Raw genomic sequence first — 12290 nt, 5'->3', positions numbered from 1 at the left:
CTCACGTGCTCAAAAGGCACCGCTGCTCATCAGCTGCCATCCACCCCTCTCACCTCTGACATTACCTCAGCTAAAGACACAAGCTCTGCTCGCGAAGGCGTCAGCCCGGTAGATACGGTATGAACTGACCCACCGCTTTCGCGAGCAGAGCTCCCTCCCACAGGGGTTCGTGGCAGGCCACCACTTTTTGCCATCCCCTCCGACCGTTTGTAGGCGCTGGCTTGCCCTGCGAGCGGACCGGGGTCGCGCTCGACCGCAGCGGTCGTAAATCCTGCCAACCATGCATGCCTGGCACACCGCGTTTACCGAATTTACGACGACTCCGTCGCCGGTCGCGGGACGAGCCACGCTCCTACACGGATCTGCCCCTGGCTTAAACAAAAAAAAGCCCACGACGTCCCCGCCATGGGCCCAACGAAAACCGTTGATGAAGGGAGCTTCGGTTCAGCCCGGCATGCAGGTGAAGTCCTTGCTGTGGCCCAATTGGTGGCCTTGGGCATCTTCCAGCTTGACGCTGTATTCCTCGCCCAGGCTCGACTCGACCAGCTTGTAATGCCCACCGGCCTTGAACTGGTTGAATTTGATACCGGCTTCGCAGTTCATCTGGCCGTCGTCGCCGTTGCCTTCGACGATCAGGTTGACGTCCAGTTTGTGCGCGCCGGGTTTCACGTCGAAGTAACGCCCGTCATTCAGGCGATGGCCGTCGACGTCTTCGGCCATCAACACGCCGGACGGCTCTTCTTGCAGGCCGATCCAGGCTTCGCTCGGGTCGGCTTTGGGCATGGGGCCGGCGCAGGCCGACAGCACGGCGACCAGACCCAGCATGGGCACCAGCAATAACGATTTGGCATTCATGGACGTAACCCTCAGTGGTTTGAAAAGAGCCCTGTGGTGCAGGGTGGTTTTCGATGGATCCAGCCTGCGCCTGACCTGGATAAACGACAAATGAATCCCCCATGAAACTCTTTGCGCGCCGGACTAACGATTTGTTCATCTGGCCGAAAGCGGCCTGTTAGGTGTTTGCGAGAAGACTTCGCCCATTCGAAATGGGAGGTTTCCGGCATGCTCGGGCTGGTCAAGACTGCATTGCTCAAGCCATACACGTTCATCGTGTTGGCGATTTTCATCTGTATCGTCGGGCCACTGGCCGCGCTCAAGACGCCCACCGACGTATTCCCCGACATCGGCATTCCGGTGGTGGCGGTGGTCTGGCAGTACGCCGGGCTGTCGCCGGACGCCATGGCCGGGCGGGTGATCTACACCTACGAACGCTCGCTCAGCACGACTGTCAACGACATCGAACACATCGAGTCGCAGTCGTTGCCGGGCATGGGCATCGTCAAGATCTTCTTCCAGCCGGGGGTCGACATCCGCACCGCCAACGCGCAGGTCACGGCGGTGTCGCAAACGGTGCTCAAGCAGATGCCGGCCGGCATCACCCCGCCGCTGATCCTCAACTACAACGCCTCGACGGTGCCGATCCTGCAGATGGCGTTTTCCAGCCCGACCCTGTCGGAGGCGAAGATCCGCGATCTGGTGCAGAACAGCATTCGTCTGCCGCTCAGCGCGGTGCCGGGCCTGGCGATGCCGACGCCGATGGGCGGCAAGCAGCGCCAGATCACCCTCGACCTCGACCCCCAGGCGCTGGCCGCCAAGGGCCTGTCGGCGCAGGACGTCGGCAATGCGCTGGCCGCCGGCAACCAGATCATTCCGGTGGGCACGGCGAAAATGGGCCAGGACGAATACACCGTGCTACTGAACAACAGCCCGCAGGCCATCGACGAACTCAATGACCTGCCGATCAAGACCGTCGATGGCGCGCTGATCACCATCGGCCAGGTCGCCCACGTGCGGGACGGCTCGCCACCACAAACCAACGTGGTGCGCGTCGATGGCCGTCGTGCAGTGCTGATGCCGGCGCTGAAGAACGGCAATATCTCGACGCTGTCGATCATCGACGACATTCGCAGCATGCTGCCGGTGATCGACGAAACCCTGCCGCCGGCGCTGAAGACCTCGCTGCTGGGCGATGCCTCGGTGTTCGTCAAGGAATCGGTGGGCAGCGTGGCCCGCGAAGGCATCATTGCCGCCCTGCTCACCAGCGCGATGATCCTGCTGTTTCTCGGCAGTTGGCGTTCCACGATCATCATCGCCGCGTCGATTCCGCTGGCGGTGTTGTCTGCCATCGCGCTGCTGGCCGTCAGCGGGCAGACGCTGAACGTCATGACCCTCGGCGGCCTGGCGCTGGCGGTGGGGATTCTGGTGGATGACGCCACGGTGACCATCGAAAACATCAACTGGCACCTGGAACAGGGCAAGGCGGTCAAGGACGCGATTCTCGACGGCGCGAGGCAGATCGTCGGCCCGGCGTTCGTCTCGCTGCTGTGCATCTGCATCGTCTTCGTGCCGATGTTCATGCTGCAGGGCATCGCCGGTTACCTGTTCCGGCCGATGGCACTGGCGGTGATCTTCGCCATGGGCAGCTCGTTCCTGCTGTCGCGCACCCTGGTGCCGACCCTGGCGATGTTTCTGCTCAAGCCCCATGTGCTGGAGAGCGGCCCCGGCCATCACCCGGAAGACGCCTTCATCAACCACCACGAGGGCGATCAACATGGCCGTCAGCGCAATGCCCTGCTGCGTGGCCTGCTGGGGTTTCAGCAAGGTTTCGAGCAGCGTTTTTCGGCAATCCGCGATGTTTATCACGGCTTGCTGGGGCTGGCGCTGAAACGACGCAAGACCTTTCTGCTCGGCTTCCTCGCCTGCGTGCTGGCCAGCTTTGCCCTGCTGCCGAGCCTGGGCGAGGATTTCTTCCCGGCCACCGACGCCGGCGCGCTGTCGATGCACGTGCGCCTGCCACTGGGTACGCGTATCGAGGAAAGCGCTGCCGCCTTCGACCGCATCGAACAACGCATCCGCGAAATCATCCCGGCCAACGAGCTGGACACGGTGATCGACAACATCGGCATCCCGCTCAGCGGCATCGACATGGCCTACAGCGCCAGCGGCACCATCGGCCCGCAGGACGGTGACATTCAGGTCACGCTCAAGGAAGGCCATGCGCCGACTGCCGACTACGTCAAACGCCTGCGCGAGGCGTTGCCGCAGAGTTTCCCCGGCAGCCAGTTCGCCTTTCTGCCGGCCGACATCAGCAGCCAGATCCTCAACTTCGGCTCGCCCGCACCGCTGGACGTGAAAATCTCCGGCCCCGACGGCGACGCCAACCGCGCCTATGCCGTGGAACTGCAACGCCGCCTGCAACATGTGCCGGGCATCGCCGACCTGCGCATCCAGCAGTCCACCGGCTATCCGTCGTTGCAGGTGGACGTCGACCGCCTGCGCGCCAAGCAGCTGGGCATCACCGAAAAAGACGTGACCAGCAGCCTCGGCGCCTCGCTGGCCGGCACCTCGCAGGTGGCACCGACCTACTGGCTGAACCCGAAAAACGGCGTGTCGTACTCGGTGGTCGCCGCCACCCCGCAATACCGTCTGGACAGCCTGCCGAGCCTGGAAGCCCTGCCGATCACCGGCAGCGACGGCCAGTCGCAGATCCTCGGCGGCCTGGCGACGATCAAGCGCGTCGACAGCCCGGCGGTGGTCACTCACTACAACATCCAGCCGACCCTGGACCTGTTCGCCAACGTGCAAGAGCGCGACCTCGGCGGCGTTGCCAAAGACGTGCAAAAGGTCATCGACGGCATGGCTCACCTGCGGCCCAAAGGCGCGACGATCAGCCTGCACGGCCAGATCGATGCCCTGCACGAAGCCTTCAGCGGCCTGAGCTTCGGCCTGCTCGGCGCGGTGGTGCTGATCTACCTGCTGATCGTGGTCAACTTCCAGTCGTGGATCGATCCTTTTGTGATTATCACGGCATTACCGGCGGCGCTGGCTGGCATCGTCTGGATGCTGTTCCTGAGCGGCACTTCGCTGTCGGTGCCGGCGCTGACCGGGGCGATTCTGTGCATGGGCGTGGCCACCGCCAACTCGATTCTGGTGGTGAGCTTCTGCCGTGAGCGCCTGGCCGAACACGGCGATGCCCTGCTCGCCGCGCTGGAAGGCGGCTACACCCGTTTCCGCCCGGTGTGCATGACGGCGCTGGCGATGATCATCGGCATGCTGCCGCTGGCCATTTCCCAGGAACAGAACGCGCCGCTGGGCCGTGCGGTGATCGGTGGGCTGATCCTCGCCACCACCGCCACCCTGCTGTTCGTGCCGGTGGTGTTCAGCCTCGTGCACCGCCATTCGCAACATAAAGCTGCCACCCAAGACCGCGCCACTGATGGAGAAACACCCCATGTCGTCTGAACACGCCCCTTCGCGCAAACGCCTGATGCTCACCGGCATCGGCGGCCTGACCCTGGCGGCGCTGCTGGTCGCCAACGGCCTGGCCGCGCGCACCCGCCATGAACACGCCGTCAGCGCCTGGACCGAACAGCAGGCCATGCCGGTGGTCACCGTGGTGTCGCCGTCGCAAAGTGCCCAGGGCGACAGCCTGCGCCTGCCGGCCCGCCTTGAGGCCTGGAGCACTGCCGCGATCAACGCGCGGGTCAGCGGCTACCTGAAAGACTGGAGCGCCGACATCGGCACGCACGTCCAGGCCGGCCAGGTGCTGGCGCATATCGACAGCCCCGAACTCGACCAACAACTGGCCCAGGCCCGCGCCCGTCTGGCCCAGCAACAGGCCACCGCACGGATCGCCGAGACCACCGCCGAACGCTGGCAGCACCTGCTGGCGAGCCATTCGGTGTCGCAACAGGAGGTCGACGAGAAAGTCGCCAGCGCCACCGCCGCTCACGCCGATGTGCAGGCCGCCGCTGCCGATTGTCAGCGCCTCACCGATCTGGCCGCGTACAAGACTTTGCGCGCGCCGTTCAGCGGCACCATCACCGCGCGCAACACCGACATCGGCCAGTTGATCAAGGCCGATGCCGGTGGCGGCGTGCCGCTGTTCGGCATGGCCGACACCCATCGCCTGCGCCTGTACGTGCCGATCCCGCAGAACTACGCCAGCGTGGTCCGCCCCGGCATGCAGGTGCAGTTGAGCGTGCCGGAGCATCCCGGCCAGCAGTACAGCGCGACCTTGCTGGGCGACTCCACCGCGGTCGATCCGCACTCTGGCACCCTGCTCGCCCAGTTCGTCGCCGACAACCCCGATGGCGCCCTGCTGCCCGGCGACTATGCCGACGCGACCCTGCCGGTGGGCAGTGGCAATCACGGCGTGAGCATCCCGGCCAGCGCGCTGATCTTCCGTGCCAAAGGCACGCAAGTGGCGACCCTAAACAGCGCCGGCCATGTGCATCTGCGCGATATCCACATCGCCATGGATCTGGGCGACAGACTGGTCATCGACCAGGGTCTGCGCACTTCCGACCGGGTGGTCGATAACCCGCCCGACGCCCTGCGCGAAAACGATGCGGTGCAGCTGGCCGACGCCGGAGGTGAGCATGCGCCCAAGGCTTGAAGTGCTGGCATTAGCCATCGCCGTGACTCTGCAAGGCTGTTCGCTGGCACCGACTTACCATGCGCCGACAGTGGCGATGCCCACGCACTACAAGGAGCAAGCTGGCTGGCACCCGGCGCAACCCGCCGACCAGATGAATGCGCAGTGGTGGCAGACCTTCGGCGACCAGCAGCTCGATGACCTGCAACAGAGGCTGCTCAAGGCCAACCCGGATCTGGCTGCCGCACTGGCTCACTACGACGCCTCGGTGGCCTACGCCAGCCAGTTGCACGCCGGGCTGTTTCCGCAGATCGGCGCCAGCGTCAGCCCGTTGCGCCAGCGCCAGTCGGATCGCCGCCCGTTGCGCGGCGACACCCAACCGTCGATCTACAACAGTGACACCGCCGGTTTCAGCCTGAGTTTCGATGCCGACCTGTGGGGCAAGATCCGTAATCAGGTCGCCGCTGGCGATGCTCAGGCCCAGGCCTCGGCGGACGATCTGGCAGTGGCGCGGCTGAGCCTGCAAAAACAACTGGCGACGCTGTATGTACAGGCCCGCGGGCTGGATGCGCAGCGGCAGATCCTCAAGACCTCGCTGGACGATTACACCCAGGCCCTGCAACTGACCCGCGACCGCTTCGAAGGCAAGATCGCTTCAGAACTGGACCTGACCCGCGCCCAAAGCCAATTGGCCGAAGCCCAGGCGCAGCTGGATGACGTCACCGCACAAGGCAACCTCAGCGAACACGCCATCGCCGAACTGGTCGGCGTGCTGCCAAGCGATTTCACTCTGGTTCACGACAGTGCGCCGCTGCCACTGCCGCCGATTCCGCAAGCGCTGCCCGGCAGCCTGTTGCAGCAACGCCCGGACATCGCCGCCGCCGAACGCCGGGTGTTCGCCGCCAACGCCAATATCGGCGTGGCCAAAGCCGCGTGGTACCCGGACTTCAGCCTGACCGGCCTGCTCGGCGGCCAGACCCAGGGCAGCGGCAACCTGCTGGCCGCCGCCAACCGCTACTGGGCATTGGGGCCGCTGGTCAACCTGCCGATCTTCGACGGCGGCCGGCGCAGCGCCGACGAGCGTCAGGCCAAAGCCGAGTTTGAAGAAGCCGCCGCGCATTACCACAGCCAGGTGCTCAAGGCAGTGCGAGAAGTGGAAGACAACCTCGGCCAATTGCGCGACCTGCAACGGGAATCCGCCGACCAGCAAGCCGCCGTCGACGCCGCACAAAGCGCCGAACACATGGCCACCGCCAGCTACGAAGCCGGTGCGTTGAATTATCTCGACGTGGTCACCGCCCAAACCACCGCGCTACAGGCCCAGCGCCGCTTGCAGGAGGTCGATACCCAGCGCTTGCAGGCGAGCGTGGGGTTGATGGTGGCGTTGGGAGGGGGATGGAAAAACGGATAACGAGCGCCCGGCGAAGACTCGTGTATTACGAGTAGGAGTGAGCTTGCTCGCGATGGCGTCAAATCCAACGCTGCGATGTTGACTGACCCACAGCCATCGCGAGCAAGCTCACTCCTACAAAGCACGTCACACAGGCCTGTAGGAGCTGGCTTGTCCTGCGACCGGCTGCGTAGCAGTCGTAAAAACTGTGCATGCGGCTTGTCTGATACACCGCGTTCATCGGGCATGCTACCGGTTCCTGGCAGGTCGCGGGACAAGCCGCACTCCTACGAAAACCGGCAAACCGGGGTCAGGCCTCAACCACCGCAAAATCGAACAACACTTGCGGTGCTTCGATCAGCAGCGAGCGCATCACTTGCGGGGAGCAACCCAGCGCTTGCAGCTGTTCGACCACGCTGGTGTAGCTGACGCGCTCTTCGTGCTGGGTGTGCGGCCAGTCGCTGCCCCAGACCAGACGCTGGGCGCCGAAGCTGTCCAGCAGCAGCGGCATGGCGGCGCGGGCGAAGTCGAGGTTTTCCTGCGCATTGCCTTCCAGCCGATAGATCCCCGAAACCTTCATCCACAACTGCCCACCGCACGCCAATTCCAGCATCTCGCGAAAGCCCGGCTGATCCAGGCCCAGGCGCGCGTCCGGACGACCGAAATGGTCGATGACGATCTTCACGCCAAACGGCAGCAGGCCACGAATCACCCCCGGCAGGTCGGCGACATGGCGGTGCAGTTCGACGTGCCAGTCCAGTTCGGCGATATGCCGGAATAGGCTCGCCCATTCCGGCTCGCTGAAGTCCGGCAAGGCCTTGCCCATCAGGTTCAGACGAATGCCGACCACGCCGAGGCGGTCCATGTCGTCGAGCTCGGCGCGGCTGATGCCACGCTCGACCACCACCACGCCGCGCAACTGCTGCGGCGCCTGTTGCAGCGCATTGAGCAGGTAGCTGTTGTCGGTGCCGAGAAAGCTCGGTTGCACCAGTACGCCGTGGCTCAGGCCGTGGTGTTGCAGGTTGTCCCGGTACATCGCCAGGGTGGCATCGTAGTCGGGGGAATAGCGTCGTGCCGAGGTCAGATCCAGCTCCCTGCTGAATACGTGTGCATGGCCGTCGATACCGAGGATCGACGAGGAAAAGGTCTCGGACATGGATCTCATCTTTGCAAGGAATGCGCGGCGCCCGGCTGTCGTAGCCCGGACCACCGCACAGGGGAAAACATCAGGCGCGGGCCGTCTCGTTGTGAGCGCTGGCGCCTTGGGTTGCAGCGGCACCGGTTTCCAGGCTGCGACCACGGGTTTCCGGCAGGCACAGCGCAGCGATCACCGCGACGCCGTAGGCAATGCCGGCGTCGATGCCGATGGCTGAACCCAGCGACATGGATTCGCTCATGTGGCCGACCAGGAACGGAAACACCGAGGACAGCACGCGGCCGAAGTTGTAGCAGAAGCCCACCCCTGCCCCGCGCACGTCAGCCGGGTACAGCTCGTTGAACAGCGCGCCGAGGCTGGCCGGAATACCGGCGGCGAAGAAGCCCAGCGGAAAGCCGAGGAACAGCATCTGCGTGTTGGTCAGCGGCAGGAACACGTAGCACTGCACGGTGATCACGCAGCACAGGGCGAACAGCACGATGTTCATGCGTCGGCCGATGCGGTCGATCAGGAAGCCACTGGCCACGCAGCCGCACCAGAAGGCGAAGATGATCACTGCCAGGTAGCCGCCGGAGTTCAGTACCGACAGGTTGCGCTCGGTCTTGAGGAAGGTCGGCAGCCAGGTCATCACCGCGTGATAGCCACCGTGGGCACCGAGGCCCAGCAGGCCGCCCAGCAGGGTCACGCGCAGCAGTTCCGGACGGAAGATGCCGGCCAGGGATTTGAAGAAGCTCTGTGGAATGGCGTTGGTCTTTTGCAGACGCTGGAAGCTGTCCGGCTCCTCGACGTTGCGACGCACCCAGATGATCAGCAGCGACGGCAGCAGGCCGACCAGGAACATCACCCGCCAGGCCATGTCTTGTGGCACCAGCGAATAGATCAGCGTGAACACGCCGACCGCCAGGCCCCAACCCACGGCCCAGGCGCTTTGCACGGTGCCCATGACCTTGCCGCGGTATTTCGGGTTGATGGTTTCGGCCATCAGCACCGCGCCCGCCGCCCACTCGCCGCCGATGCCGAAGCCTTGCAGCGCCTTGACGATCAGCAGCGGATAGAAACCGGTGACGAAGGCCGAGAGAAAGGTGAACGCGGAGAACCAGAGGATCATCCACTGCAGGGTGCGCACGCGACCGTAACGGTCCGACAGCGTACCGCCGACCCAGCCACCGAGGGCGGACGTGACCAGGGTCACGCCGCTGATCAGGCCGGCATCACCCTTGCTCAGGGCGAACGCGGCGATCAGCGCAGGGATCGCCAGGCCGAACATTTGAACTTCGAGGGCGTCCAGCGACCACCCGCCGAAACAGGCCCAGAACGTCTTGCGTTCCCGGGGAGTGACTTGGCGATACCAGTTGAACATGGTTCTTGTCCTTATACGTGTGTGCGGCAGTTGTTGTGGAGCCTGTTCTCGGTGACAGGCTTGTGAAAATCCCGGGACGCCTGCGGTGCTGCTCTTTGTGGGAGCGAATTCATTCGCGATGCGGTGGCACATCCCACAGATCTGTGTCGGATGAACCGGCCTCTCCCGAATGAATTCTCTCCCACAAGGGTTTGATGCAGACCTAGCGGATGTCGACGCTGTAACGGAAATGGCTGGCATGCCCGCGCGAGCGGCGCCATTCCAGCGGCTGGCCGGCGTAGTTGCGGGCCAGACGCTCGATCACCACCACCGGGCTGCCCGCCGGCACCTGCAACAGGCGGGCGTGGACATCGCTGATGGCTTCGGCGGTGAGGGTTTCTTCGGCGTAGGCGACGACCTGGCCGCACAGCTCTTCGTAGATCGGATAGAGCAGCGGGCCCTGTTTGCTCAGGTCGGTTTCCAAAAGCGTCTGGAATTGCACCCGTGGCAGCCAGATTTCCTCGGCCAGCACCGGTTGCGCTTCAAGCAGACGCAGGCGGATCATGCGGATCACCGGGGCATCCAGCGGCAGGCCCAAAGCCTGGGACACCGCCGACGGCGCGCTGACCGGTTCGATGGACAGGATGCGGCTTTCCGGCACCTGACGCTCGCCGGACACGCTCTGGAAACGGAAGAAGCGGAACAGTGAAGACTGAAATTGCGGGCGACGAATAAAAGTGCCGCGACCCTGTTGGCGTTCGAGGATATTCTCGTTGACCAACATGTCGATGGCCTTGCGTACGGTGCCGGTGGACAGGCAATACTCGCTGGACAAGGCGGCTTCGGTGGGAATGGCTTCCCCCGGACGCCAGCGGTTGTTGGCGATCTGTTCGGCCAACTGGTCGCGCAGACGTTGGTAAAGCGGCAGACGGACATCACTGGAAAGTCGGTTCATGGCAATGCTTCGCTGTTGTATTTATCTAGTCATCTATATGAATCTGCGCGAAGTATTATGCCGTTACATCTGATCGTCAAGCACCGGGAAGATAAGCGGTATGGCTCCCTGTAGGAGCTGGCTTGCCCTGCGACCTGCCGGGAACCGGCAGTAAAACCTGTGTACGCGGTACATCCGATTCACCACGTCCGCAGGTTTTACGACGGGTTCCCCGCCGGTCGCAGGGCAAGCCAGCTCCTACAAGGTTTAGCAGTCAGCGATTGACCACCTTCCGCCCCTGCCCCACGCCGACAATGTGTTCCACCAGGTACTCCGCATCCCGCGCCACTCCGGAGAAACGTCCCGAACCCCAGGTGTACAGCCACGGCAGACCGAGGAAATACAGACCCGGCTGCGCGGTCACGCCACGCACATGGCCGGGATGGCCGCGGCCGTTGAACACCGGCGCGTCGACCCAGGAAAAATCCGGGCTGAAGCCGATGCACCAGATGATGCTGGTGATTCCTGCCTCGCTCAGGTTCAACTCGCCGCGCTCAGTCTGCGGCGCCCACACCGGCTCATAACGCTCGCCCGCCGGCGCGTCGATGCCATGTTCGGCGATGTATTTGTCGATGGACGTGTTGATGCGGTTGTACACCGCGTCGGCACTGTCGAGGCTCTCGCGCAGATTGCCTTCGAACTGCATGACCTCACCCTCTAACCCATCCAGCCGACCGAACAGCTCCATGCCTTCCAGCGCGAATTTGCGCAGGTCGATATCGCGCCCGCCATCGCGACCGGTGACGTAGTGGTTGGTGTTGTCGCGCACGCCTTCGCGCAGCGGATGGGTGTCGACGCCAATCTGGTAGTAGCCCATCTCGGCCAGCCAGTCGACCACGTCCTTGCCGCGATAGAAACGCGCGCAACGGGGTGCATCGCCCACCGCCAGATACACCTTGCGCCCGGCCAGGTGCAGGTCCTCGGCGATCTGCGCGCCGGACTGCCCGGAACCGACCACCAGTACATTGCCCTCTGGCAGCGCCTGCGGGTTGCGGTATTGCTCGGAGTGAATCTGGGTAATGCCGGCGGGCAGGCGCTCGGCCAGGCGCGGGATGATCGGCGTGTGGTAGCCACCCGAAGCGCAGATCACCTGATCGGCAGTGAAATCGCCGTGGGACGTATGCACATCGAAACCGCCCGCCGCGCGCGGCACCACGCGCTTGACCGCAACGCCCTCGCGTACCGGCGCGTTGACGGCTTTGACGAAGCCGGCCAGGTAGTCGTTGATCTCGTCCTTTTTCATGAAGCCGTGAGGATCTTGCCCGCCGTGCTCGTCGCTGTAGCGATAGCCCGGCAGCGCACACTGCCAGTTCGGCGTGACCAGGCTGAAGGCATCCCAGCGCTGGTTGCGCCAGGTGTGGGTGACGCTGTGTTTCTCCAGCACCAGATGGTCGACGCCCTGCTGTTGCAGGTAATGACTGGCCGACAACCCGGCCTGCCCGCCGCCGACGATGATGACGCTGTGGTGGGGAGTTTTGATGGACGTGAGATGGCTGGGCATGGTCGAGTCTCCAGGGTATTCAGAATCTGTGTGTGAAACAGGACCTTGTAGGAGTGAGCTTGCTCGCGATGTTTTTTCCAGACACGGATGAGGTGTTTGACAGCATGTGATCGCGGGCAAGCTCACTCCTACAAGGGGTGATGTGCTTCCAGTTAAAAGGAACCCCAGCCAGCGCCACTGACCCGGCCGCCGCCTTCGGTGCGCATGCTGAGGATTTCCACCTCGCCGTCCTGCTGGTAATGGGCCTGGCCCTTGAGCGAGCCGAGGGTGTCCATGGCCGAGCTGCAGTAGAAGCCCTTGACCTGTTTCACCCGCTCCGAGGCGTTGTTCAGGCCACCTTCGATGCGTTGCAGAAAATCCGCCAGCGGATAACGGGCGCCTTCCTGCAGGTGGTCGTAGATGACCGTCGAGGGCGAGTAGCCAGCGGCTTCCTTGCCATCGGGCCAGCGGATCTTGAAATTGACAGCGGGCAT

Annotated in this window: 9 protein-coding genes; 3 read left to right on the top strand and 6 right to left on the bottom strand. The window is 63.9% G+C overall.

Going from position 1 to position 12290, the window contains the following annotated elements; genetic code table 11:
* Positions 1–444: 444 nt before the first annotated feature.
* On the bottom strand, positions 445–855 hold the full coding sequence (locus ACIPL0_RS27590) for a hypothetical protein (protein ID WP_400602796.1): 411 nt from the start codon (positions 853–855) through the stop codon (positions 445–447).
* 207 nt (positions 856–1062) lie between these two features.
* Here ACIPL0_RS27590 and ACIPL0_RS27585 point away from each other — a divergent pair, with 207 nt between their 5' ends.
* The 3 genes from ACIPL0_RS27585 to ACIPL0_RS27575 are packed head-to-tail and all read left to right on the top strand — an operon-like array spanning position 1063 to position 6848.
* Positions 1063–4302 carry an efflux RND transporter permease subunit gene (locus ACIPL0_RS27585; RefSeq protein WP_400602794.1) on the top strand — a complete coding sequence of 1080 codons (3240 nt, stop codon included), beginning with the start codon at positions 1063–1065 and terminating at the stop codon, positions 4300–4302.
* Entirely contained in the window at positions 4292–5458 is a 1167-nt protein-coding gene (locus ACIPL0_RS27580; protein WP_400602792.1) for an efflux RND transporter periplasmic adaptor subunit, read from the top strand. Before ACIPL0_RS27585 ends, ACIPL0_RS27580 begins: the two co-directional genes overlap by 11 nt.
* Complete coding sequence (locus tag ACIPL0_RS27575) at positions 5442–6848, top strand: efflux transporter outer membrane subunit (RefSeq protein WP_400602790.1); 1407 nt, start codon at positions 5442–5444, stop codon at positions 6846–6848. The genes ACIPL0_RS27580 and ACIPL0_RS27575 overlap by 17 nt, the downstream gene beginning before the upstream one ends.
* 289 nt (positions 6849–7137) lie before the next feature.
* Here ACIPL0_RS27575 and ACIPL0_RS27570 read toward each other — a convergent pair whose 3' ends face one another.
* The 5 genes from ACIPL0_RS27570 to ACIPL0_RS27550 all read right to left on the bottom strand — a co-directional run bounded on the left by ACIPL0_RS27570 (position 7138) and on the right by ACIPL0_RS27550 (position 12290).
* On the bottom strand, positions 7138–7983 hold the full coding sequence (locus tag ACIPL0_RS27570; protein ID WP_400602788.1) for an amidohydrolase family protein: 846 nt from the start codon (positions 7981–7983) through the stop codon (positions 7138–7140).
* A gap of 70 nt (positions 7984–8053) precedes the next feature.
* A complete protein-coding gene (locus tag ACIPL0_RS27565) occupies positions 8054–9343 on the bottom strand; it encodes an MFS transporter (protein WP_400602786.1) in 1290 nt (429 codons plus the stop codon).
* A gap of 202 nt (positions 9344–9545) precedes the next feature.
* The gene (locus ACIPL0_RS27560; RefSeq protein ID WP_400602784.1) at positions 9546–10277 is read right to left on the bottom strand and encodes a GntR family transcriptional regulator; all 732 of its coding nucleotides are present in this window, start codon (positions 10275–10277) and stop codon (positions 9546–9548) included.
* A 253-nt stretch (positions 10278–10530) separates the two neighbouring features.
* Complete coding sequence (locus ACIPL0_RS27555) at positions 10531–11817, bottom strand: MSMEG_0569 family flavin-dependent oxidoreductase (RefSeq protein WP_400602782.1); 1287 nt, start codon at positions 11815–11817, stop codon at positions 10531–10533.
* Positions 11818–11969: 152 nt separating this feature from the next.
* Positions 11970–12290 carry an MSMEG_0570 family nitrogen starvation response protein gene (locus ACIPL0_RS27550; RefSeq protein WP_400602780.1) on the bottom strand — a complete coding sequence of 107 codons (321 nt, stop codon included), beginning with the start codon at positions 12288–12290 and terminating at the stop codon, positions 11970–11972.

The sequence above is a fragment of the Pseudomonas sp. NPDC090208 genome, assembly GCF_044746785.1.
Classification (GTDB): domain Bacteria; phylum Pseudomonadota; class Gammaproteobacteria; order Pseudomonadales; family Pseudomonadaceae; genus Aquipseudomonas.
This window is presented reverse-complemented; position numbering and strand designations above follow the sequence as displayed.

Coding starts and splice junctions, on each gene's coding strand:
- ACIPL0_RS27580 (WP_400602792.1), top strand. CDS start 4,292: ATGTCGTCTGAACACGCCCCTTCGCGCAAACGCCTGATGCTCACCGGC.
- ACIPL0_RS27585 (WP_400602794.1), top strand. CDS start 1,063: ATGCTCGGGCTGGTCAAGACTGCATTGCTCAAGCCATACACGTTCATC.
- ACIPL0_RS27575 (WP_400602790.1), top strand. CDS start 5,442: ATGCGCCCAAGGCTTGAAGTGCTGGCATTAGCCATCGCCGTGACTCTG.
- ACIPL0_RS27570 (WP_400602788.1), bottom strand. CDS start 7,983: ATGTCCGAGACCTTTTCCTCGTCGATCCTCGGTATCGACGGCCATGCA.
- ACIPL0_RS27560 (WP_400602784.1), bottom strand. CDS start 10,277: ATGAACCGACTTTCCAGTGATGTCCGTCTGCCGCTTTACCAACGTCTG.
- ACIPL0_RS27555 (WP_400602782.1), bottom strand. CDS start 11,817: ATGCCCAGCCATCTCACGTCCATCAAAACTCCCCACCACAGCGTCATC.
- ACIPL0_RS27565 (WP_400602786.1), bottom strand. CDS start 9,343: ATGTTCAACTGGTATCGCCAAGTCACTCCCCGGGAACGCAAGACGTTC.
- ACIPL0_RS27590 (WP_400602796.1), bottom strand. CDS start 855: ATGAATGCCAAATCGTTATTGCTGGTGCCCATGCTGGGTCTGGTCGCC.
- ACIPL0_RS27550 (WP_400602780.1), bottom strand. CDS start 12,290: ATGCCCGCTGTCAATTTCAAGATCCGCTGGCCCGATGGCAAGGAAGCC.